The 22,774-nt window shown below is 66.1% G+C and carries 18 protein-coding genes; 12 read left to right on the top strand and 6 right to left on the bottom strand.

The window, feature by feature from the left end:
• Position 1 precedes the first annotated feature (1 nt).
• From hemG to art_RS08550, 9 genes are all read left to right on the top strand, one after another.
• Positions 2-1,537 (top strand): protoporphyrinogen oxidase, encoded by a 1,536-nt coding sequence (gene hemG, locus art_RS08590; RefSeq protein ID WP_082000201.1) that lies wholly within the window; start codon positions 2-4, stop codon positions 1,535-1,537.
• 74 nt (positions 1,538-1,611) lie between these two features.
• Positions 1,612-2,307: a hydrogen peroxide-dependent heme synthase gene (hemQ, locus tag art_RS08585; protein ID WP_038464038.1), complete on the top strand. Its 696-nt coding sequence runs from the start codon at positions 1,612-1,614 to the stop codon at positions 2,305-2,307.
• Positions 2,304-3,527 carry a ferrochelatase gene (locus tag art_RS08580; RefSeq protein WP_052136147.1) on the top strand — a complete coding sequence of 408 codons (1,224 nt, stop codon included), beginning with the start codon at positions 2,304-2,306 and terminating at the stop codon, positions 3,525-3,527. Before hemQ ends, art_RS08580 begins: the two co-directional genes overlap by 4 nt.
• Positions 3,528-3,532: 5 nt before the next feature.
• Complete coding sequence (gene hemC, locus art_RS08575) at positions 3,533-4,528, top strand: hydroxymethylbilane synthase (protein ID WP_082000200.1); 996 nt, start codon at positions 3,533-3,535, stop codon at positions 4,526-4,528.
• Positions 4,525-5,454 (top strand): uroporphyrinogen-III synthase, encoded by a 930-nt coding sequence (locus tag art_RS08570; protein WP_052136146.1) that lies wholly within the window; start codon positions 4,525-4,527, stop codon positions 5,452-5,454. The genes hemC and art_RS08570 overlap by 4 nt, the downstream gene beginning before the upstream one ends.
• The gene (gene hemB, locus art_RS08565; RefSeq protein ID WP_038464036.1) at positions 5,451-6,431 is read left to right on the top strand and encodes a porphobilinogen synthase; all 981 of its coding nucleotides are present in this window, start codon (positions 5,451-5,453) and stop codon (positions 6,429-6,431) included. Before art_RS08570 ends, hemB begins: the two co-directional genes overlap by 4 nt.
• 56 nt (positions 6,432-6,487) lie before the next feature.
• Positions 6,488-7,795: a glutamate-1-semialdehyde 2,1-aminomutase gene (hemL, locus tag art_RS08560; protein WP_038464033.1), complete on the top strand. Its 1,308-nt coding sequence runs from the start codon at positions 6,488-6,490 to the stop codon at positions 7,793-7,795.
• Between the two features lie 52 nt (positions 7,796-7,847).
• Positions 7,848-8,552 carry a HipA domain-containing protein gene (locus art_RS23310; RefSeq protein ID WP_082000199.1) on the top strand — a complete coding sequence of 235 codons (705 nt, stop codon included), beginning with the start codon at positions 7,848-7,850 and terminating at the stop codon, positions 8,550-8,552.
• A complete protein-coding gene (locus art_RS08550; protein ID WP_052136145.1) occupies positions 8,434-9,192 on the top strand; it encodes a glycosyltransferase family 2 protein in 759 nt (252 codons plus the stop codon). The genes art_RS23310 and art_RS08550 overlap by 119 nt, the downstream gene beginning before the upstream one ends.
• A gap of 73 nt (positions 9,193-9,265) precedes the next feature.
• Here art_RS08550 and art_RS08545 read toward each other — a convergent pair whose 3' ends face one another.
• The 6 genes from art_RS08545 to art_RS08520 all read right to left on the bottom strand — a co-directional run bounded on the left by art_RS08545 (position 9,266) and on the right by art_RS08520 (position 15,094).
• Entirely contained in the window at positions 9,266-10,318 is a 1,053-nt protein-coding gene (locus tag art_RS08545; RefSeq protein WP_367643772.1) for an alpha/beta fold hydrolase, read from the bottom strand.
• Between the two features lie 42 nt (positions 10,319-10,360).
• Entirely contained in the window at positions 10,361-11,371 is a 1,011-nt protein-coding gene (locus art_RS08540; protein WP_253901528.1) for an alpha/beta hydrolase, read from the bottom strand.
• 159 nt (positions 11,372-11,530) lie between these two features.
• Positions 11,531-12,268 (bottom strand): amino acid ABC transporter ATP-binding protein, encoded by a 738-nt coding sequence (locus art_RS08535; RefSeq protein WP_038464027.1) that lies wholly within the window; start codon positions 12,266-12,268, stop codon positions 11,531-11,533.
• A gap of 3 nt (positions 12,269-12,271) precedes the next feature.
• The gene (locus tag art_RS08530) at positions 12,272-13,030 is read right to left on the bottom strand and encodes an amino acid ABC transporter permease (protein ID WP_038464024.1); all 759 of its coding nucleotides are present in this window, start codon (positions 13,028-13,030) and stop codon (positions 12,272-12,274) included.
• Between the two features lie 3 nt (positions 13,031-13,033).
• On the bottom strand, positions 13,034-13,966 hold the full coding sequence (locus art_RS08525) for an ABC transporter substrate-binding protein (protein WP_038464021.1): 933 nt from the start codon (positions 13,964-13,966) through the stop codon (positions 13,034-13,036).
• A gap of 441 nt (positions 13,967-14,407) precedes the next feature.
• Positions 14,408-15,094, bottom strand: coding sequence for a 3'-5' exonuclease (locus tag art_RS08520; RefSeq protein ID WP_038464018.1), 687 nt, complete (start codon positions 15,092-15,094; stop codon positions 14,408-14,410).
• A 67-nt stretch (positions 15,095-15,161) separates the two neighbouring features.
• On the opposite strand from art_RS08520, the gene art_RS08515 reads away from it, so the two are divergent.
• Genes art_RS08515 through art_RS08505 form a run of 3 tightly spaced genes read left to right on the top strand, consistent with a single transcriptional unit; the run spans position 15,162 to position 22,662 of the window.
• Entirely contained in the window at positions 15,162-15,635 is a 474-nt protein-coding gene (locus art_RS08515; RefSeq protein WP_082000197.1) for an MGMT family protein, read from the top strand.
• Entirely contained in the window at positions 15,632-19,069 is a 3,438-nt protein-coding gene (locus art_RS08510) for an ATP-dependent DNA helicase (RefSeq protein WP_038464016.1), read from the top strand. The genes art_RS08515 and art_RS08510 overlap by 4 nt, the downstream gene beginning before the upstream one ends.
• Positions 19,066-22,662, top strand: a complete 3,597-nt coding sequence (locus art_RS08505) for an ATP-dependent DNA helicase (protein WP_038464013.1) — start codon at positions 19,066-19,068, stop codon at positions 22,660-22,662. Before art_RS08510 ends, art_RS08505 begins: the two co-directional genes overlap by 4 nt.
• The last annotated feature ends 112 nt before the right edge of the window (positions 22,663-22,774 follow it).

Here is a 22,774-nt window from a genome sequence, read left to right as displayed (position 1 = left end):
CATGGAAAACCGAAAGACCGCAGCCAAGGCCCACCGGCCGCAGAGCCACCCCTCGCCGCAGCAGGCGATCGTGGTGGGCGGCGGCGTGTCCGGGCTGTTGGCGGCCAGGGACCTGCAAGCTGCGGGATTCCAGGTGAGCATCTACGAGGCCTCCGGCACGTGGGGCGGCTGCGTTGGCCGCCACGAGGTGGCCGGGACGGTGCTGGATTCCGGCGCGGAATCGTTCGCCACCCGCAATACGGCCGTGGCCGACCTTGCCGCCGAGCTGGGCTTGGCGGAGCGCATCGTGACCCCCAATCCGGCCGGCGCCTGGGTGTGGCTGCCCGACGGCCCCGTGCCCTTGCCGCGCACCGGTATTCTGGGCATCCCCTCGGACCTGAACGCCCCTGAGGTGCGTGCCGCATTGGGCGCTTCCGGCGTGCTGCGGGCCGCCCTGGACGCCAAGATGCCGGTCACCATCGGCACCACCGAAGAGGTCTCCAGCGTGGCAGAACTGGTCCGTGCCCGCATGGGCAAGCGGGTGCTGGAGCGGCTCGTGGCGCCGGTAGTTGCGGGCGTGCATTCGGCCGATCCGGAGAAGCTCGACGTCGACGCTGTGGCGCCGGGACTGCGCGCCGGCATCCGCGAACACGGCTCACTGGCCGCCGCCGTGGCTGCGCAGCGGGCCGCCAGTACCCAGCCGGGGTCCGCCGTGGCCGGGCTGGCCGGCGGCATGCACACGCTGGTCGCCGCGCTTGTTGCCGCGCTGCGGGAGGCCGGGGTGGCCATGTATGCCGGCTACCAAATCAAGGCTGTCTACCGCGGCGACACGGATGCCGAGGCGGCCCCTGCCCCCAAGAAGTACGACGGCGGAGCCCCCTCCCCGTGGATCGTTGACTGGGAGCATGGCACAGACCGCGGCTTCGAGTCCGCCAAGCTGCTGGTCATGGCCACCGACGGCCCCGCCGCCGTGGCGCTTTTGACCCCGGAGCTGCCGGAGCTGGAACCCTTCACCCCGGCCCCCGGCCCCGACGTTCGCCTGGTTACGCTGGTCGTGGACGTGCCGGAACTCGACTCCGCACCGCGCGGCACCGGCATCCTCGTGGCCCCCGATGTTCCCGGCATCAAGGCCAAGGCGCTCACCCACGCGACGGCAAAATGGGATTGGCTGGCGGACGGCACAGGCCCCGGCACGCACGTGCTGCGGCTCTCGTATGGCCGCGCCGGCGTCAAGCCCTCGGACGCCGTCCGGCTCACGCCTGCAACGCCCCGGGAGGACGACCTCATCGCCACGGCGCTGGCCGATGCCAGCAAGCTGCTGGGCCTTCCCGTGACCGAATCCGACCTCCTGGGTGCGGACATTGTCCGGTGGAAGGGCGCACTGCCGTTCGCCGCCGTCGGGCATCAGGCAAAGATGGCGCAGCTCCAATCCGTGGTGGCCAAGGTTCCGGGACTCGTGCTGACGGGCGGCTGGATGAGCGGGAACGGCTTGGCGGCCGTGGTGAGCGGCACCCGGCGGGCGGTCCGGGCCGCCGTCGACCGCTCCAGGAAAGTGTAATCTTCCTCACTTTCTACGCCTTGTAGAGAAGTCTGGTTTTAGCTTTTGTGCGGTTTGGGTGCAGACTTGAACCCATGAGCCACACAAACGCACAATCTGTCACTAAAACTCCTGCCGAGACGCCGTTCACCCTCTGGACCGTCTTCAAGCGCACCGGATCCTTCGCCGGCGGGGAAGGGGCGGTAGCGGCGTTTGAAACGCTGGTCGCCGAGCTGGCCGCCGAAAGCATCACCCTGCGCGGCAGCTACGACGTCTCGGCCATGCGCAACGATGCGGACATCATGCTCTGGCTCGTGGGCGCCGACGCCGAAGGCCTGCAGCGGGCCGTGCGCAGCATCCGCCGCACTGAACTGTTCGCGGCCACCGAGATCGCCTGGTCCGCCATGGGCGTGCACGTCGAGGCCGAGTTCGCCAAGAGTCATGCCCCGGCCTACATGGGCCCCAACGCGCCGAAGGGCTGGGTTTGCGTCTACCCGTTCGTGCGCTCCTACGACTGGTACATCCTGCCTGCCGAGGAGCGCTCCCGCATGCTGCGCGAACATGGCATGCTGGGCCGGGAATACCCGCAGGTGCAGGCCAACACCATCTCCGCGTTCGCCCTGGGCGACTGGGAATGGCTGCTGGGACTGGAGGCCGACAACCTCATCGACTTGGTCGACATGATGCGCAGCCTGCGCTACTCGGACGCCCGCCTGCACGTGCGCGAGGAAACACCGTTCTACACCGGGCGCCGTATCGACGCCGCCGAGGTTGCCGAGGTGCTCCGATGACCGCGGACCTTCGTGCAGCAACGCCTGCCAGCCCTGCCCGCTATGACGCGGTGCTGCTCGCCTCCTTCGGTGGGCCCGAGGGTCAGGATGATGTCCTGCCGTTCCTGCGCAACGTCACGCGCGGCCGCGGCATCCCTGACGAGCGCCTCGAAGAAGTTAGCCACCACTACCGCGCCAACGGGGGCATCAGCCCCATCAACGCCCAGAACCGCGCACTCAAAGCCGCCCTGGAGGCCGAACTGGCCGCCCGCGACATTGCGTTGCCCGTGCTGTGGGGGAACCGGAACTGGGATCCCTACATCCCCGCTGTTTTGGCGGATGCGTACGACGCCGGTCACCGCCGACTCTTGATGGTCACCACGAGCGCCTACTCCTCATACTCCAGCTGCCGCCAGTACCGCGAGGACATCGGCATGGCCTTGACCGAGACCGGCCTGGACGGAAAGCTGGCCGTGGACAAGGTGCGCCAGTACTTCGACCACCCCGGTTTTGTTGAGCCCTTTATCGAAGGCACGGCCGCCTCCCTGGACCGCGTCCGGGCTGCGCTGGCCGCCGCCGGCACCCCGGACGCCCCCGTGCACGTCATGTTTGCCACGCACTCCATCCCCATCCGGGATGCCGAGGCCTCGGGCAACTCCGAGCTGGAACTACGAGAATTCGCCGAGAATTCGGCCTACGTGGCGCAGCACCTGGCCGCAGCCGAGGCCATCATGGCCCGGGTCGACCCGTCGCAGGAATGGTCACTGGTTTACCAGTCCCGTTCGGGTGCTCCGCATGTGCCGTGGCTGGAGCCGGACATCAACGATGCCCTGGCCGAGAAGGCCGCTGCCGGCACCAAGGGCGTTGTTGTTGTCCCCTTGGGCTTTGTCAGCGACCACATGGAGGTCCGCTGGGACCTCGATACCGAAGCCGCAGAAACATGCGCCGAGCTGGGCCTGGCCTTCGACCGCGCCCCCACGCCCGGCACCCACCAAAAGTTTGTTGCCGGGCTGGTGGACCTGATCTGCGAACGCACCATTGAAAACCACATCGCCGAGCGCCCCGCCATGACGAAGCTCGGGCCCTGGTTTGATGTGTGCAACCCCGGCTGCTGCGCGAACTTCCGCGGCGAAAAACCGGTCATCGCCGAAACCGGCAGCACCGTCGGGCTGCCCGCGGGCGCAGTCGCTGCTGCCCCGGTCGATTCCGCCCCGGTCGATTCCGTGCAAGGTGGTTCTTAATCTCCATGGCTGAAACAATGGCAAGTGTGAAAATTGGAACCCGCGGAAGCAAGCTGGCCCTGAGCCAGACCCAGCAAATTACCGACCAGCTGCGCGCAGTCGGCGGCTTTGCGGCCGAGATCGTGCCCATCAAGACCGACGGCGACATCCTCACGGGACCGCTGTCCCAAATGGGCGGCACCGGCGTGTTCGCCGCCGAACTCCGGGCAGCCATCCTGGACGGGCGCGTCGATGTGGCGGTGCACTCGCTGAAGGACCTGCCCACCGCGGCCGTCCCCGGCCTGACGCTGGCCGCCGTGCCAGTGCGGGCAGACGCCCGCGACGCACTGTGCTCCCGCGACGGGCTGAAACTCTCCGAGCTGCCCGTCGGAGCCACCGTCGGCACCGGCTCACCCCGCCGGGCGGCCCAGCTGCTAGCGGCCCGTCCCGACCTGTCGATTGTCGACATCCGCGGCAACGTCGACACCCGCCTGGCCCGGGTCCCCGGGTTGCCGGGCAACCCCGACGCGGACATGGTGCCCGGCAAGGTGGGCGACCTCGACGCCGTCGTGCTTGCCGCCGCCGGGCTGACCCGGATCGGCCGGCTCGACACCGTCACCGAATTCCTCGACACCGACGTCATGCTCCCGGCTCCCGGCCAAGGCGCACTTGCGCTGGAATGCCGCACCGCCGACGCCGAACTGACAGGTGTTTTGGGTCAGTCACTGTCCGCCGTTGACGATCACGATACCCGCCTCGCCGTCACCGCCGAACGGGCACTGCTCGCCCGTCTTGAGGCCGGTTGCAGCGCACCCGTTGGCGCCCTCGGGCACCGCAAGGGCTCCATGCTGCACCTGGAAACCGTTGTTGTTTCCCTGGATGGCAAGCGTTCACTGCGCCTGAAGAAGGCCACCGACGGCCTGACGGTTGTTGGCGCCACGTTGCTGGGCATCGAACTGGCCGAGGAACTTCTTGCCGGCGGCGCCGCAGACCTGGCGGATTTGGCCGGCCCCGCGCAATGACCGAACTCGGTGACGGGGCCGCGACTTTGGCTGCGTCCTCTCGGCCGCTTGCGGGTTTGCGCGTTGCCGTGACCCGGAGTGTGGATCGGGCCGGGGCGCTGATTTCTGCTCTCCAGGATGCAGGGGCCGATCCTGTCCTGGTGCCGCTCATCGATTTCGAGATGTCAGATAATGCCCTCTTGAGCGCTGCCCTCCGGCGCCTGGCCGCGGGGGAGTACCGCTGGCTGGTGATCAGCTCCATCACAACAGTGCGGGCACTGAAGCAATGGTGTGAGTCGGCTGGGACCACGTTGGTGGACGTCATCCCGTCGTCGACAGCAGTGGCAACGATCGGGCCCACCTCCGTTGCGGTCCTGGCAGCGGAGGGGATCCACGCCCTGCTGGCGCCGGTGGACGTACAATCCGCCGCCGGGCTCGTCGCCTTGTGGCCGGACTTCAGCCCGGCCGACGGCGGCTCCAACAAGGTCCTGCTGCCGCAATCGAACATTGCAGAGCCGACCCTTGTGAATGGCCTGGCAGCGAAGGGCTGGACGCCGGAAGTCGTCACCGCCTACAAAACCGTCAACTACCCCGCGCACGATGGACTCCGACTGACCGCGAGTCTGGAACTGAGAGCCGGCGGCCAGTCGCAGGAGCTGCAGGAGATTCTCACCCCGGCCCAAGCGGCAGGCGAGATTCGCGCCGGGGCGATTCACGCCGTCGTACTTGCTTCGGGAAGCGCGGCGAGAAGGACGGCCGAAACGATGGCGCCACTGCCGGAAAACTGCCTCCTCATCGCCATCGGGGAGCCCACGAGGGCCGAGGCCGAACGGCTGGGAATGAACGTTGCCGCGACCGCCGAACACCCCACGCCCGAGGGGATTGTGGCCGCGCTGACCCAGGCCCACACCATTTTTCACACGCTAGATTCACAGGAGCCATCATGAGTTTCCCCCAGCACCGACCGCGCCGCCTGCGCACCACGCCCGCCATGCGCAGGCTTGTCAGCGAATATTCGGTGGCGCCGTCGGACCTGATTCTGCCGGTTTTCATCCGCGAGGACCTGACCGAGCCGCGCCCCATCACCTCAATGCCGGGCGTGGTGCAGCATACGACGTCGTCACTTGTGTTGGCGGCGCGGGATGCGGTTGCGCTGGGGCTGGGCGGCATCATGTTGTTTGGGATTCCGGCCGTGCGCGACGCCCAGGGCAGTGCCGGCACGGACCCGTTTGGCGTGCTGAACAAGGCGATTCGGGACGTTCGCGCCGCGGTGGGGGATGAGCTCGTCATCATGAGCGACCTCTGCCTCGACGAATTCACCGACCACGGGCACTGCGGTGTGCTGGCCTCGGACGGTTCAGTGGACAACGACGCCACGCTGGAAATTTACGCGAAGATGGCCGTGGCGCAGGCTGCGGCAGGCGCGCATGTTGTGGCGCCGTCGGGCATGATGGACGGGCAGATCGCCGTGATCCGCGAAGCCCTCGACTCCGCCGGCTACACGTCCGTTTCCGTGTTGGCCTACGCGGCCAAGTACGCGTCCGCGTTTTACGGCCCGTTCCGTGAAGCCGTGGATTCCCAGCTGCAGGGTGACCGCCGCACGTACCAAATGGATCCGGGCAACAGGAGCGAGGCGCTGCATGAAGTTGAGCTGGACCTGGCAGAAGGCGCCGACATTGTCATGGTCAAGCCGGCCATGAGCTACCTGGACATCCTGGCCGACGTGGCAGCCATGTCACCTGTGCCGGTTGCGGCGTACCAAATCTCCGGCGAGTACGCCATGATCGAGGCTGCTGCGGCGAACGGCTGGATCAACCGCCGGGCCGCCATCGAAGAGTCGGTGCTGGGCATTAAGCGCGCAGGGGCGAATATGATCCTCACCTACTGGGCGGCCGAACTGGCCGGCTGGCTGCGCGAAAACTAAGCCCGACGGCACCCGCCTCACCTTCACCGTTCGACCGAAAAACCAAAGGACTTTTCATGACCAGCTCGCAGGAACTTTTTGACCGCGCCAAGACGCTCATGCCCGGCGGGGTGAACTCGCCCGTGCGCGCCTTCGGCTCAGTGGGCGGCACACCGCGCTTCATGGTGAATGCCAAGGGCGCCTACCTGACCGACGCCGACGGCCGGGACTACGTCGACCTGGTCTGCTCCTGGGGTCCGGCCCTGCTGGGCCACGCACACCCCGACGTCCTCGCCGCCGTCCACGCCGCCGTGGACCACGGGCTGAGCTTTGGCGCCTCCACGCCGGCCGAAAGCGAACTTGCCGCCCTCGTGCAGGGGCGGGTGTCCGGCGTCGAACGCCTGCGCATGGTCTCCACCGGCACCGAGGCGACCATGACCGCCGTTCGCTTGGCCCGCGGCTTCACGGGGCGTGAGCTGATCATCAAGTTTGCCGGCTGCTACCACGGCCACCTCGATTCGCTGCTGGCCGCCGCCGGATCCGGCTTGGCCACCCTGGCGCTGCCCGGTTCCGCCGGCGTCACGGCCGCAACGGCCGCCGAAACACTGGTGCTGCCGTACAACGACCTCGCCGCCGTCGAGGCCGCCTTCGCCACGCACGGGGACCGGATCGCCGCCGTCATCACCGAGGCCGCACCCGCCAACATGGGCGTTGTCACCCCCGGAGACGGTTTCAATGCGGGGCTGTCACGCATCACCTCCGCCCACGGTGCTCTGCTGATCCTGGACGAGGTGCTGACCGGGTTCCGTGTAGGGGCGGCAGGCTATTGGGGTCTGACCGGTGCCTCCGAGGGCTGGACTCCGGACCTGTTTACCTTCGGCAAGGTCATCGGCGGTGGGCTTCCGACGGCGGCGCTCGGCGGCCGCGCTGAGGTCATGGACTATCTGGCCCCCCTGGGCCCGGTCTACCAGGCCGGAACGCTGTCCGGAAACCCGGTGGCCATGGCCGCCGGCGTTGCGACACTGACCGCCGCAACGTCTGACGTGTACGCCACGGTCGACGCCCGCTCGCTGGAACTTTCCGCCGCGCTCTCCTCGGCGTTGGCCGCCGAAGGAGTGGACCACTCCATCCAGCGTGCCGGTAACCTGTTCTCCGTTGCGTTCGGCACCTCTGCTGCCGGCGTGCGCAACTACGCCGACGCGCAGGCCCAGGAAGTCTTCCGGTACGCGCCGTTCTTCCACTCCATGCTGGACTCCGGCGTGTACCTGCCGCCGAGCGTGTTCGAGGCCTGGTTCCTGTCCGCGGCGCACGACGACGCCGCCATGAACCGCATCTTCGGCGCCCTGCCGGCAGCAGCAAAGGCAGCCGCTGCGGCAACCGCCTAACCCCTCGAAGATTCTGTGTGGCAGCTGTTGGCCGAAAAACCACGGCGGCATCGTGAGTCTGAAGCGCATCGACGACGTGCTGAGAACTCACGGTGAGGCGAACGATATGCGGCAGCTTGCCGTCATTACAACCCTCGGCGTCGCCATCTCAAACCTCGACACGCACGCGAAGAACTTGGGTCTCCTGCATCATGCCGATGGGCACATTGCGTTGGCGCCGGCGTATGACTTTGTACCTCACGGTCTTCGCAAGGGGCTGGGCGGGCAGCTGGCCCTCGCTGTGAGCCAGAAGTGCCTGCACACGACCATCACCAAGGATGATCTCATCAGCGAGCTCAGCTCGTGGGGCATCCGCGGCGCTGAAGGCATCGTCAACGACACGCTCGAACAGGGGCAAGCCGTCGCGGCCAGAGAGAAGCCTGTGGCCCAAGCTGCGGCAGCGCTGGCCGAGAACGCGAGTGCCACTGTGCAGAATCTGCTCGACGGACGCGCAGCGGGGCAGTGGGAGCAGGGTCGTGATGACAAACGAGGTCAGCTGGATGCGCTAGCTCCAGCATGCTGTCTCGGACGTCCAAGTCTCGTTCCGACGGCGGCATTTGGGACGCGCCGTCGTCCATCACCTGTTGTAAGGTGTGCCCATGGGGAGCAACCGCCAATCCATGCGGACCATCGCCGTCGTCATTCCCTCGCGCAACGATGCAGCGATGCTTGCCGTGTGCCTGGCCCACCTGGCCCTGCAGTCCCGCCCGGCCGATGAGATCATCGTGGTCGACAACGCCAGCACCGACAATACGGCCGAGATTTGCGCTGCGGCCGGTGTGCGGCGGATCTTCTGGCCGGTGCCCGGTGTGGCCGGGGCCTCTGCCCGCGGCTTCGATGCGGCCGGCACCGACATCATCGCGCGGATCGATGCCGACTCCCGCCCCGGACCGGACTGGCTGGCCCGGGTTGAATCCGATCTGACCGGTGCTGGGCCGTTGGCGCTCGTCACGGGGCCGGGCGATTTCTATGGCGGTCCGCGGGTGGTGTGCTGGCTGGGCCTGACCCTGTATCTGGGCGGCTACTTTCACGTGGTTGGATTGCTGCTGGGGCACCCGCCGGTTTTTGGCTCAAACTATGCCATGACCTCCGAGGTTTGGGAGCGGATCGGTCCCGCCGTGACCCGGAATGTGCCCGCCATGCACGACGACCTGGAAGTCTCCTACCTGCTCCGGCCGGACATGCACGTGAATTACGACGCCGGCCTGCGCATGCCGGTCTCGGCCCGCCCCTTCGAATCGTGGTCGTCTTTGGGACGGCGGCTGGTCATGGCCTGGGGGACTTTTGGGCACCTATTCGCCTCGGAACGTCCCCTGATACGACGCCGGACCCGCTTGCGTTGGGCGCGTGGTCACTAGAAGTGAGCGAGCGTTTGGGAAAAGTGCCCCGTATGTGAGCGAGCGTTTGGAATGGGGTGCCGGATTGGGACGCTCAGGGCGATAATCTGAATAGTTGGAGCAGGTCGCGGCAAAACTGGTTCGGTGAGGTCTCGCACGGGCTGTGGCCTGCCGGGTAGACGGCGAGCCCGGCCCCGATTGACTCGGCAAATTCAACATGCAGGCGCGTGGGCCAAAGGTCGTGTTCGCCCACGGCCACCAGCTTGGGCAGTTTTGTGCCGGACAGGACGGGGCGCAGGTCGGGGTTGTGTTTCATGAGGGACACGATGTCGCGCACCGACTGTCTGCGGGTCAACTTGAACCTGTCCCGGGCGAAGCGCAGGCGCCCTGCCGGGACCGGGACGACATTGGATTTGATGCCCCAGATCATAAGCGCGGCCCCCACCCTGCCGGGGGCGATGCCGGTGGCAGGGCCGATCCTGCTGACACCGCGGAAACTTTGTCCCTCCAGTGGCGGACAGCTGAGCAGGGTCAGGCTGGCGAACAGCTCGGGCTCCCGGGCTAAGGCAAGCCCAGCGACGGTGCCGGCAAAGGAGTAGCCCACCACATGGGCAGGCCGGCCGATATCGTGCAGGACTGCTCGGAGGTCGTTGACGAACAGCTCGAAGTCATAGTGCGCCTGTGGAGGTGTGAGATGCTCGGGGCCCGCCCCGGACGATTCATATTGCCCGGCCAGGTCAAAGCTGAGCGTGAAAAACCCTGCCGCAGCCAGGACCGGCATCATCAGCACAAAGTCTTCCTTGGACCCGGTGGCACCCGGGACCAGCACCACCGGCGGCCTCAGCGGTTCGCCGCAGCTGATCACGGACAGCGGGCCGCTGGGTGCTGAAAAGGTTGACCGGGTGAAGCCCTTCGGCAGCACCGCCCAATCAAAGTCGGAGAGTCGTGAATCGGCCAATTCCGCGGCATCGCTGACTCTCTCACTTGCCGCCGCGTCCCGGGCCCGTCCCCTTATCGGCTCGCCAGGTGCCGCCGCGTTCTTGGCGTCGCCTGCCTTGGCGTCACTTTCCTTGGGGGCACCCGGGCCGCCGGGGCCGCTTGGCCAGCTCACGCCGTCGTTCTTCCCTTGATCGGCAACAAAACCCACGGCAACACCTCCGGTTCGCATCGGGGCCTGGCGGCGCAATGGCTAGGCCTGCACCGTCACCTTCGTTATAAAGGATTCTAGGCGCCGGTAAACCTCCTGTGATTCGGGGTAGCGGTAGTTTTGCTGCCAGGTATGTTCGGTGTTGGAATTTCCCCAGCCGTAGACCATGGAATCGACCGCTACGCCGTGCTCGCCCAGCAGCCGGATGAATTTCATGTTGGAGTGGTAGAAGAAGTCGCGTTCGGACGTCGTGATGAAGACGGGCGGGCAGCGGGAATCCAGCCATTCAATGGGCGACATGTAGTGGGCGGCCTCGCGCAGCTTGTGCCGGTCGGTGGCAGCCGCCTCCCCGCGGGGCAGCAGCATGCGGATGAAGTTCAAGCTCATGACAAAACCCTTGTCAAAAAACACGGAGAAATCCACGATGCTGCAATGCTGCACCAGGCCGCGCAGCTGGCCCGACTGCAGCACCGGATCCAGTGAGTAGTGGCGGGTCAGTTCGGGACGGAAGGTGGCTGCGGCCATGAGGGCGGAAATCTGGCCGCCGGCAGAATCGCCGCCGAGCACGATGCGCTGGCTGTCGCCGTTGAATTCTCCAATGTGCTGGGACACCCAGCCGAGCGCCGCATTGGCATCCTCCAACACGTGGCCCAGGTGGAAGTGCGGGGCCATCCGGTAGTTGACGTTGACCACCACGACGCCGCTGGCCGCCTGCCCGGCACAGTATTTTGTCAGGGAAGCCTTGTCCCCGGACGTCCACCCGCCGCCGTGAAAGTACACGTACACGGGTAAGTTGTTCGGGGTGTTTGTTGGGCGGGCCGGGCTCACCGGGGCCAGGACATCCAGGCGGTGCGAACGGATGTGGTCGCCCACAAAGTCGATGTCATGCCAGTGCCTGATGCCGGTGATGGGGTCCTGGTTCAGGTGCCGCAGTTCCACCTTGCCCATGCCGTGCATGAACAGCCGCCAAGCCCACACCGGCACGCGTTTTAATACGTTCCGGGCTCGGCGGCCTGGGACAAAAGAGCCTTGGACCGGCTGCTGATGGACCATGCCTCCAGCGTACGCCCGGGGTGCTGGGATGAGCCTGTGAATTCTTGGGCACCATCTTAAGCAACTGACCCGCAGAAACTGCCCCGCAGAAAACGACGAAGATTCGCGATTTCGCGTTGATTTTCGTCGTTTTCTGCGGGACAGCTGTAAGGAAAGGGACTACAGGACGTCGGAGAGGAAACCCTTCAGGCGGTCCGTCTTCGGCTCGCTGAACAGTTGGTCCGGTGAACCGGTTTCCACGACGACGCCGGCATCCATGAAGGTGACGGTGTCGGAGACGTTGCGGGAGAAGCCCATCTCGTGGGTGACCACAACCATGGTCATGCCTCCCTGGGACAGGTCCGTCATGAGTGCCAGGACGCCCTTGACCAGCTCCGGGTCCAAGGCCGAGGTGGCCTCGTCAAAGAACATGACCTCCGGTTCCATGGCCAGCGCGCGGGCGATGGCCACGCGCTGCTGCTGGCCGCCGGACAAGTTGCCGGGACGCGAATCAGCCTTGTGCTTGAGCCCCACCAACTCCAGCTGGTCCAGGGCCTTGGCGCGGGCCTGCTCCTTGGGCATCTTGCGCAGCTTGATCAGGGCCAGGGAAACATTGTCCAACACGGTTTTGTGGGGGAACAGGTTGAACTGCTGGAACACCATGCCAATTCGACGCCGGAGCTCGTCCGGGTTGTCCTGCAGAACAGAGCGTCCGTCCAGAAGGATGTCGCCCTGGTCCGGCTCGATCAGCCGGTTCATGACGCGCAGCAGCGTTGACTTGCCCGACCCCGACGGCCCAATGACCGAGGCCGTGGTGCCCTGAGGGACATGCAGGTCAATGCCGCGCAAGACCTTGTTGGAGCCGAAAGCCAAGTGGATGTTTGTTGCTGTCAGGGAGCCTGACTTGAATTCACTCATGCGCTAGACGCCCTTTCCAATGACTGCTGCCGCCGCGTCGGGTTCGACTTTTTGGGCCTTGCCCTCACGCATGCGCTTGTCCATGAAGTTGACCAGGTGGGTGAGCGGGATGGTCAGAATCAGGTACAGCAGGCCGGCCGCCACCAGGGGGGACAGGTTGCCGGTGTTGGCAGCCTGGTCCTGCCCGATCTGGAAGATTTCCCTCTGGCTGGCTAAAAGCCCCAGTAGGAAGATCAAGGACGAATCCTTGATCAGGGAGATCAGTTGGTTCACCAATGCGGGCAGGACCCGGCGGATGCCCTGGGGGATGACGATCAGGACCATGGCCGAACCGTAGCTGAACCCCAGGGCGCGGGACGCCTCGAGCTGGCCGCTTTCAACGCTTTGAATGCCCGAACGGAAGATTTCACCAATGTAGGCCGCCGCCATCAGAGAAAGCGCCGCAATACCCAAGGGGACAGGGTTGGTACTACCGGTCAGGATACGGATGACTGGACCGAAGCCCAGCCCAATCAGCAGAATGGTCAAGATGGCGGGCAGTCCGCGGAAAATATCGGTGTAGACCCGGGCGATCCAGCGCGGGATGGGATTGCGGGAAATGCCCATCACTGCCAGGACCATACCCAGGAAACAACCGATCACGGCCGAGGAAACTGCCAGGATCAAGGTGTTGGGCAGGCCGACGGTCAGCATTTCGGGGATGACTTCCCCCATCGCTTCCCAATCGAAAAACGTCTTTGCAAGCTGCTCGAGAACATCCATAAATTAGGCCTTCGGAACCGTTACGGCCTTGGAGCCCGGTGTCCAGTCTGTGGGCGTTTCACGCGTCGGGTACCATTCCTTGGTCAGCTTGGACCAGGTGCCGTCGGCAACAACGGAATCCAGTGCGGAGTTCAGCGCATCGGTCAGGGCCTTGTTCTCGGAGTTCACGGCGTACGCGGTAAAATTCTGCGTGTTGACAACGCTCTCAACGATCGTGGCGCCATCGCCTTCCTTGACCTGGCCTTCAGCCTGCTGCGAGGGGGCAACCCAGGCGTCAATCTGGCCGTTCTTCAGATTTGCGTAGGCAATGTTGTAGTCCTTGAAGCGGACCGGCTCGTACTTGAGCGTGTTGGTGACGTAATCATCCTGGACGGTGCCCTGGACTACGCCAATGCGGGTCTTGTCCGTCAGGTCGGCGAAGCCCTTGATGGGCGTCTTGTCCATGGCAACAACGGCCATGTAGCCAAAGTCGTAGCCGTTGGTGAAGCCGACGTTCTTGCGGCGGGCGTCGGTGGTGGAGATGGAGGAGGATCCGACGTCGAACTGCTTGTTCTCAACCTGGCCCAGGAGGGAGGCGAAGGAGGTTGACTTGAATTCAACCTTCAGGCCGAGCTTGTCGCCCATGGCGCGCAGCAGCTCGTTGTCGTAGCCGGTGAACTTGCCGTCCTTGATGAAGATGTTCGGCGGGGCATCGGAAAGCGTGCCAACTGTGATGGTGCCGGGAACGATCAGGCCCAGTTCATCGACGTTGATCTTGTCCAGCGGGGTGACGTCGTCGGTGGTGTACTTGTCCAGCGACGTCTGGTCGCTGCCGGCCAGGGCGTCGGTGGGCTTGTCCGAGGCGGTGTCGCCTGCGCCGCCGCAGGCAGCGAGGGAGAACGCCAGGGCAACGGCCACGGGGACGGTTGTGAGCCACTTCAGGGCTGATTTCTTCATCAAACATTCACTTTCATTGCAGGATCCAGCCCGAAAAATGCCTCGGGAAGGGAATACTTGTGATGCCGGGAATCATGGAAGAGGTCTCACAGGAGTTTCTTAGCAGACCTCGGCCAGCAAAACTAAATTATGTCACCCAAGCGGAAATTGTGGCGGATGCGAATTTATGCGAAGCCATAAGCATGTTCATCAGAAGAAGATGCGAACATTGATGTGTTTCCGAGGGTGGGGGGCGGCTGTGAGGCTGGCGACTCTGCACGATTGACGCGCAGGAAAGTTCCCCATGCCGAATTTGTTTGGCTGTGATTTAGCTCATGAGCGAAAGTGGGCAGGATTCAGGCATTGTTTGTGACGGCCTGTGACAACGGGGCCACCGCGTGATGCCTGTGCCCCGAGGGCCCAGGGCGTTGGACGGGCCCGCGCCCGCCTAGCAGGCGCAGCCTACGGCAGCACCGGCCAGTCGCCCTCGATGACGGCGGCGGGATCCTTGACGCGGCGCAGGTACCCCTGGAAATCGGCGGCTTGCTCCTGTGCCCACACGACCTGGGCGTTGTGCAATTCCATGACATCCACGCGCAGGGCGCTGTACTTGGCGGCCAGCGCATCGGCGAGCCGGAGCGTGGCTTCCGCGTCGGCAGCCGACGTGTGGGCGTCGTCGAGCTTGATGCCGTACTCCTCACACAGGGCCACCAGTGTGCGGCTGCCCTTGCGGAACTTGTCCACGTTCTTGTTGCAGATGAACGGGTCGATGACCGGCACGGCCGTGATCTGGTCCAGCTCGTGGCGGCGGGCCTCGTTGGCCAGGACCGTGAAATCGTAGCTGGCGTTGAAGGCGATGACGGGGATGTTGTTCTTAAACAAGGTGGCCAGGACGGCACCCACCTCGGCCGTCACAACGTCGGAGGGCCGGCCGTTCTCGCGGGCATGGGCGGTGCTGATGCCGTGGATGGCTGCGGCTTCTTCGGGGATTTCGACGCCCGGATCGGCCAGCCATTCGTGGGTGTCGGCAACGGCCCCGGACTCGTCAACGATCACGATGGACGCCGTCACGATTCGGGCCGTGCGGGGGTCCTTGCCGGTGGTCTCCAGATCGAAGGCGGCGCGGGGGTGCATGCTCCAGCTAGTCATGCCTTTACGGTACCTTCTGCCACCGACATTGCCGCATTGGGATACCCCGGCGGACTACGCTTGAGGCATGCGTGAGCAGTATATGGAAGCAGTTTTGGCCGTCGCGGGGCTCATTCCGCCGTCGAAAGTCCTCTCTTATGGGGACATTGCGGCCCTGTTGGAAAGCGGCGGGCCGCGGCAGGGGGGCGCCGTCATGTCCGCGCAGGGCAGTGCCGTCCCGTGGTGGCGTGTCATCCGCGCCAACGGTGCCGCGCCGCTGTGCCACGAGGGCCAGGCACTGACGCACTACCGAGCCGAGCGCACTCCCTTGCGCGGCGATACTTCCGCCCGGACGCCGTCGGGCAAGGCGGTGCCGTGGGGCGTCGAGATGAAGGCCGCCCGCTGGAACCCGTCCGAATCCGATTTTGACCGGATCGACGCCATTGCCTCCCGCCTGCAGTCCGCCGATTCCGCTCCCAGGGAAGACCTGGAAGACATGGACGACGGCGGATCCCGCCCGCGTGCCACAATGTCAGACCCTCGTGGTGGACTGGAGTCATGAGCACGCACGCAGAACACGCATTGCCGCAGTTGACGCTGGTCCCGCCGGCCAACAGCGTCCGCAGCGCCCCGCAATTGAGCGCCGACCAGCAAGCAATTGTGGCACTGTCGCCCGGCAGCGGTCCGGTGTTGGTGTGGGGTGCCCCGGGCACGGGCAAATCCACCGTACTGATTGAGTCGGCCGTCAAGCGGATGGAGCACGACGGCGTTGATCCCGGCGGTGCGCTCCTCCTGGCACCTTCCCGGCTGGCTGCCGCACGGCTGCGTGATGGCCTGAGCGCCCGGCTCACCAAAAGCCTGAGCACGTCCCCGGCCAGGACCTGGTCCTCCTACGCGTTCGACCTGCTGCGCCGGGCCAAGGTTGAGGGGCGCATGCCGCACCTTGACGGCCCGCCGCGGCTCATGAGCGGACCCGAACAAGACCTGATCATCAGGGACCTGCTGGCCGGCCACAAGTTGGGGCTGGGTACGGCCCCGGACTGGCCCCGGGAGCTGGCTGATGCGCTGGAGACCCGCGGCTTCCGCCAGGAGCTCCGCCAACTTTTTGACCGCGTCATTGAATACGGCCTGGTGCCGGAGGAGCTGGCTGCGCTGGGAGCAGCCAACCACCGCCCGGACTGGGCGGCGGCGGCGTCCCTGTACCGCGAATACCGGGACGTGGTGGATTGGGGAAAATCGGGCTCCTTCGACCCCGCCGGCATCATCACCGCGGCAACCACGCTGCTGCAGCTCGACCCGGAGTTCCTGGCCCGCGAACGCCACCGGTTGGCGTTGATCGTGGTGGACGACATCCAGGAGGCCAACAAGGCAGTCCACGAACTGCTGGCGTTGGTGGGGCGCGGCAAGGACATCGTTGTGGCCGCCTCGCCAGACACCGTGGTGCAGGGGTTCCGCGGTGCCCGTCCGGACCTGGTCGCCTCGCTGGCAGACTCGCTGTCCACGGAGGACCGGGCGCTGCAACACTTTGCGCTGTCCACCTCGCACCGCATGAGCCCGGCACTGGCAGCTGCCTGGGCGGGCGTGGCGGAGCGGATCTTCCAAATCCGCGGCGGCCACAAAGCCCGGGAGTTCACCTGGCCGGCAGGGGCAGGCGCCCCGGAAGGTGACCGGGCAGGCACAAGGACAGGTGCCCCGAAGGCCCAGGCCGGGGACCCGGCGTCGTCCATCAAAGACGTGTACAGCAGGGAACCGGCCGTCACCGCCCACGTGGTGGCCTCCGAGGTGCATGAACTGCGGCTGGTGGCCGAGCGCATCCTGCACCTGCAGCACCTGCGAGGGCACAGCCTCAGCGAAGTCGCCGTCATTGTGCGCACCGGTTCAGCCCTGGCCGCGTTGCAACGGTACCTGAGCGCGCAAGGCATCGCCGTCAAGGTGCCTGTGGCCGAGAATCCGGTGCGCGACGAGCCTGCCGTGCGGCCGCTGCTTGAAGCGCTGGGCATTGCGCTGGCACCGGAATCGCTCGACGCCGAGGCTTGCGTTGCGCTGCTGACCTCGCGGCTGGGGCGCTCAACCGCGCTGCATCTGCGACGGCTGCGGCAGGCGCTGCGACAGCAGGAACTGCACGACGGCGGCGGGCGCGCCAGCGATGAGCTGCTGGTTGAGGCGTTGCTGAACCCGGAAAAACTGGCCCCGCTGGGCTGGGAGGCGGCCAATGCACGGCGGATTGCGGCCATGCTCGCCGCGGGCAGGGGCGCCGTTGCCGAGCCGGGCGCCAATGCGGAGACCGTACTGTGGGCGTTGTGGGATGCCTGCGACAGTTCCGGCACGTGGGAGTCGCAGGCGTTGCGCGGCGGGCCCACGGGCATCCGCGCCGACAGGGACCTGGACGCCGTCATGGCCCTGTTCCAGACGGCCGAACGCTATGTTGACCAGCTGCCCGGTTCCAGCCCTCAGCAGTTCCTTGACTACCTGCTGAGCCAGGAACTGCCCATGGACACCTTGGCCGCCCGCGCCCAGCGCAGCGACGCCGTGGAAATCCTCACCCCTGCCAGTGCGGCGGGGCGGGAATGGCCCATCGTCATTGTTTCCGGGTTGCAGGAAGGGGTCTGGCCCAACACCCGCCTGCGCGGTGAGCTGCTGGGCAGCCAGCTGCTGGTTGACGTGCTGGAAAACGGGTCCGAAACTGCGCGCCAGATTGAGCCGGCCGCCAGGCTGCGCGACATCCGCTACGACGAGCTGCGCAGCTTTGCCGCAGCCATTTCCCGTGCCGGGAACAAACTCATTCTCACGGCGGCCGCCGGGCATGACCTCCAGCCCTCCCAATTCATCGACCTGGCCGCGCCCTACATCCCCGTCACTGATTCCGGCGGCGAATCCCAATACCCGGTGCGCCCGGTGGAACAGGTGCCGCGGCCCATGACACTGCGCTCGCTCGTGGCCGAACTGCGCCAGGAATCGGAAATGCGCGCCGATCCGGAGGCGGCGCGGATCCTCGCCGTGCTGGCCGCAAACCGGGTGCCGGGTGCCGCCCCGGACCAATGGTGGGGGCTGCTGCCGCTGAGCACAGAGGCGCCCATCATTGCGCCGGGGGAGCCCGTTGTGGTCTCGCCGTCCAAGGTCGAGGAAGTGCTTAAATCCCCCTTGAACTGGTTCATCAAGGCCGCCGGGGGAGAGGCCACCACCGATTTTGCCCGCAGTCTCGGCACGCTCATTCACGGCATCGCGGAGCAGATCCCGGACGGCGCCGGCCACGAATACCTGGTCGAACTGGAGCGCCGCTGGCCGTCACTGGGCCTGCCCGAGGCCTGGGAAACGGACCGCGACTATCAGCGCGCCCGGGACATGCTGGGCAAACTCGCCCAATACGTCATCGACGCCCGCATGGACGGGCGCACCCTGCTTGGTGTGGAACAGAACTTCACGGTTGACGTGGGCGAGCTGCCTGCTGAGACTGCTCGGACCGCAAGAATGGACGACGGCGGGACGTCGCCTGCAGGGGATGGCGGCGGTTCCGCTGTGCCCTCGGAAGAGCCGCAGCCGGAGGGACTGCCCCGCGTGGTGCGGTTGCGCGGGCAGGTTGACCGGCTCGAGGCCGATGCCAACGGAAACCTGATCGTCGTCGACATCAAGACAGGTCGCAGCAAACCCACCAAGGAACAGGTGCTCGTGCACCCGCAACTGGGTGCCTACCAGGTGGCGGTGGCGGCGGGCGGCTTTGCCGAACAGGCGGCGGCGGCCGGACTGGCCGGTGCCGCCTCCGGCGGTGCGGCTCTGCTGCCCCTGGGGGACGCCACCAAGTCCGTCAAGACCCAGGACCAGCCAGCCATGGTGCCCGGCAGCGACGACGACCCCACCCGGAAGGTCATGGAAGCCGCACTGCTCATGGCACAGGCAGCCTTTCCGGCACGCCACGGAGCCGACTGGTCCGAACGCAACGGCTGCCCCCTGCCCACCATCTGCCCGCTGTGCCCGGAAGGAAAACAAATCACCGAATGAGCACTTCATCCACAACGAGTCCGGCGGAAGCACCCAGCCCAGAAGAAGCGCCCAGCCGCGCTGAGTCCTCCCCCGCTGAGTCAGCGGCCGCCGCCGAGGCCCAAGATGCGCGGGCAGTGTTGAGCCCCTACGAGCTGGCCGAACTGCTGGGCCAATTCCCGCCCACCGCAGAGCAGGCGGCCATCATCTGCTCACCGCTGGAACCACTGCTGGTCATCGCCGGCGCCGGTTCGGGCAAGACCACCACCATGGCCGACCGGGTTGTCTGGCTCGTCGCCAACGGGCAGGTGCTGCCCGAGGAGATCCTCGGCGTCACGTTCACCCGGAAGGCAGCTGGCGAGCTGGCATCTCGGATCCGCGGCCAGCTGGCCAAACTGGGGACCCTGGCCCGGTCGGGCGAGGTGGCGCTGGCACCCGCAGCAGCAGCCCGCGACGCCTTGGAACCCAAGGTTTCCACCTACCACTCCTACGCGAGCGGAATCGTCACGGACTACGGGCTGCGCCTGGGCATCGAACGCGACGCCGTGGTGCTCGGTGCCGCCGACGCCTGGCAGCTGGCCAGCGAAGTTGTCGAGGGACACGACGGCGCCCACGAGCACTTCACGGCGGCCAAATCCACGCTCATCCAATCCGTCATGGACCTGGCCGGGGAGTGCGCCGAGCACCTGCAGGAACCCGAGGCAGTCATCGCCACGATTGAGCGTTACCTAGCCAGTTTTGGCGCACTACCGTACATTGCCGAGACGGCCAAGCCGCGCACCGGCGTCGTCAACAAACAGCTCGACGTCCTGCGCACGCGGGCATCGGTGGCCGCACTGGTGCAGAAATATGCGGAGGCCAAGCGCCGCCGCAACGCCCTTGACTACGGCGACCTCGTGGCGCTGGCCGCCAGGATTGCCCGCGACGTGCCGCACGCCGCCGAGATGGAGCGTCAGCGCTACAAGGTGGTGCTGCTGGATGAATTCCAGGACACCTCACATGCCCAGCTGCAGCTTTTTGCGGAACTTTTCGGTGCCGGGCACCCGGTCACCGCCGTGGGCGATCCACACCAGTCCATTTACGGCTTCCGCGGCGCCTCCGCCGGCCAGCTGTTCCGCTTTCCCGAGATTTTCCCCAAGTCCGACGGCGGGTACGCACCAACAGCCGAACTCACCATCGCCTGGCGCAACTCCGCACATATTTTGGCTGCGGCCAATGTGATGTCGGCTGAGCTGACACAGGCCCAAACCCGCAAGGCCAATGCCAAGCTGGCCGCCGGTCTGTCCGGGGAGGAAAGAGCTGCTGCCGGGCCGCGTGTTGTTGTCTCGCCGCTGCGGGAAAAGCCGCAGGCACCTGACGGAGAGGTGCTGCTGGCCCGTTACGACACCGAGCTGGCCGAAGCCGAAGCAATTGCGGAGCAGATCCTTGACCGCAAGGGCGACTTCAGCCACCGGGGCGGGGCCCAAGGCGCCATGACAGTGGCAGTGCTGTGCCGCCGTCGAGCACAATTCACCAGGTTCCAGTCAGTGTTTGAGGCCCGTGGCATCCCCTATGAAATTGTGGGGCTGAGCGGCTTACTGGGGACCCCTGAAATTGTTGACTTGGTGGCAACGTTGCGGGTCATCGCCGATCCCGGCCGTTCGGATGCGCTCATGCGGCTGCTGACGGGGGCACGCTGGCGGATAGGGCCCGCCGACCTGATGGCTTTGGCCGACTGGGCCCGGTACCTGGCCCGCCGTCGGGAGTGGGCGGCGAAGCACCGGGTGGACTTTGATGCAGCCGTGCTGCGGGACGATGCGCCGGATCATGCCGGGGGCGCCCCTGGGCAGGTGGGGCCAGAACCTGCCGGAACTGTCCAACCGGCGGTGGTGACGGCGGACCTGGTAGACGCCTCATCACTCGTTGAGGCGCTGGACTATTTGAGCCCGGATTACTGGCCGACGTCCGCCCGGCCGTTGAGCGGGGTGGCACGCACCCGGCTGCTGGCCCTGCGCGATGAGCTGCGCATGCTGCGCGGATTTGTGGGGGAGGATCTCGTGAACCTGCTCGGCGTGGTGGAGAAAACCATGCTCCTTGACGTGGAACTGGCAGCCAAACCCGGCTCCAGCATCCATCATGCCCGGCGCCACCTTGACGCCTTCGCCGATGCCGCCGCGACGTTCATGCAGGCCGCGCAGAGAGTGGACCTTGACGCCTTCCTCGGCTGGCTGGAAACCGCAGAATCCGAAGAGGGCGGGCTGGAAATGACGCCCGTGGAGAGCAATCCGGACGCTGTTGCGCTGCTGACGGTGCACGCCTCGAAGGGGCTGGAATGGGATGTGGTTTTTGTGCCCGGCATGAACTCCGGAGCCTTTCCCAGCACCCGTGCGGACCGCTGGAGCACGGGCGCGAAGTCACTGCCGTGGCCGTTGCGCGGGGACAGGGACGACCTCCCCGTGTGGGACCTGGACGTGCCCGACCTGAAGACCCTGATGGAGAACGAGAAACTGTTCGCGGCGGATGTCCAGCTCCACGGTGAGGAGGAGGAACGCAGGCTGGCCTATGTGGCCTTCACCCGTTCCCGCGACTTCCTCATGTGCTCCAGCACCGTATGGGGCGGCGGGAAAAAGCCGCTGGCCGTCTCGCCCTTTCTGGACGAGCTTCTGCCGCTCACGGAAGGCGCCCAACAGAGCGCCGTGCGGGGCCCGTGGGGTGCCGACCCGGAGGACGGGGCCGAGAACCCGGTCAGCGCCGGGGCCGAAAGTGCGCCCTGGCCGTACGATCCGCTCAACGGCCCCGTCATCGTAGGCAGGTCAGGTATCGCCGCCCGCGTTGGACGTCGCGACAATGCGGAAAGGTCGGCCGCGGCCGTGGCCGCCGCCTCCACCGGTGTTGGAGTCGGCGGCACACCCGATGGGCCGGGAGGTGTGGAATTCCTGGAAGCCAACCCCCGATGGGGCGCCGAAGCCAGCGTGCTGCTGGCCCAGGAGCAGATGGAATCGGACCAGCTGCGGGTGGAGCTGCCTCCGCACATTTCAGCGTCTCGGCTCGTGGCGCTGGGGGAGGATCCGGAAAAGGTCACCCGCGCCATGCGCCGTCCCGTGCCCACCAAGCCTGGGATGGCAGCCCGCAAGGGAACTGCGTTCCATGCGTGGATTGAGGATTTCTTTGCCACCACCGGACAGCTCGACTTTGACGAGGAGCCCGGCGCCGACGCCTACGTCGATGAGGCCTACGGGCTGGCCGACATGCAAGAGACGTTCAAGAACTCGGTTTGGGCCACCAGGATTCCCGCCGATCTGGAAGTCCCCATCGAGACGAGGGTGGCCGACGTCGTCGTCCGTGGGCGCATCGACGCCGTCTTCCGCGACGACGACGGCGGCTGGGACCTGATCGACTGGAAAACGGGCAAGATCCCCTCAAAGGCGCAGCTCGCCGTGCGCGGGGTGCAGCTTGCCGTGTACCGGCTGGCCTGGTCACGGTTGAAGGAGGTGCCGCTGGACCAGGTCCGTGCGGCGTTCTACTACGTGGGTCAGGACAAGCTCATTCGCCCGGTCGACCTGGCTGGGCAGGAAGAGCTTGAAGCCATCGTCAGCAACGCCTATACCGTTTCTAAAGCAACTAACCCGCAGTAAACGGCGAAAATGCGCGTTTTGGACACGATCTTCGCCGTTTGCTTGGGCCCACACCGGCAGGGTTCCCTGGCCAAGGCACGAGGTTGGGGTGCCGGTGGGGAGGGTCAGATCA

The organism is Arthrobacter sp. PAMC 25486, from assembly GCF_000785535.1.
GTDB lineage: Bacteria > Actinomycetota > Actinomycetes > Actinomycetales > Micrococcaceae > Specibacter.
This window is presented reverse-complemented; position numbering and strand designations above follow the sequence as displayed.

Coding starts and splice junctions, on each gene's coding strand:
- art_RS08530 (WP_038464024.1), bottom strand. CDS start 13,030: ATGGATGTTCTCGAGCAGCTTGCAAAGACGTTTTTCGATTGGGAAGCG.
- art_RS08540 (WP_253901528.1), bottom strand. CDS start 11,371: ATGGTCCATCAGCAGCCGGTCCAAGGCTCTTTTGTCCCAGGCCGCCGA.
- hemB (WP_038464036.1), top strand. CDS start 5,451: ATGAGTTTCCCCCAGCACCGACCGCGCCGCCTGCGCACCACGCCCGCC.
- art_RS08570 (WP_052136146.1), top strand. CDS start 4,525: ATGACCGAACTCGGTGACGGGGCCGCGACTTTGGCTGCGTCCTCTCGG.
- art_RS08520 (WP_038464018.1), bottom strand. CDS start 15,094: ATGACTAGCTGGAGCATGCACCCCCGCGCCGCCTTCGATCTGGAGACC.
- art_RS08510 (WP_038464016.1), top strand. CDS start 15,632: ATGAGCACGCACGCAGAACACGCATTGCCGCAGTTGACGCTGGTCCCG.
- hemC (WP_082000200.1), top strand. CDS start 3,533: ATGGCTGAAACAATGGCAAGTGTGAAAATTGGAACCCGCGGAAGCAAG.
- art_RS08505 (WP_038464013.1), top strand. CDS start 19,066: ATGAGCACTTCATCCACAACGAGTCCGGCGGAAGCACCCAGCCCAGAA.
- hemG (WP_082000201.1), top strand. CDS start 2: ATGGAAAACCGAAAGACCGCAGCCAAGGCCCACCGGCCGCAGAGCCAC.
- art_RS08580 (WP_052136147.1), top strand. CDS start 2,304: ATGACCGCGGACCTTCGTGCAGCAACGCCTGCCAGCCCTGCCCGCTAT.
- art_RS08535 (WP_038464027.1), bottom strand. CDS start 12,268: ATGAGTGAATTCAAGTCAGGCTCCCTGACAGCAACAAACATCCACTTG.
- hemL (WP_038464033.1), top strand. CDS start 6,488: ATGACCAGCTCGCAGGAACTTTTTGACCGCGCCAAGACGCTCATGCCC.
- art_RS08550 (WP_052136145.1), top strand. CDS start 8,434: ATGGGGAGCAACCGCCAATCCATGCGGACCATCGCCGTCGTCATTCCC.
- hemQ (WP_038464038.1), top strand. CDS start 1,612: ATGAGCCACACAAACGCACAATCTGTCACTAAAACTCCTGCCGAGACG.
- art_RS08515 (WP_082000197.1), top strand. CDS start 15,162: ATGCGTGAGCAGTATATGGAAGCAGTTTTGGCCGTCGCGGGGCTCATT.
- art_RS08525 (WP_038464021.1), bottom strand. CDS start 13,966: ATGAAGAAATCAGCCCTGAAGTGGCTCACAACCGTCCCCGTGGCCGTT.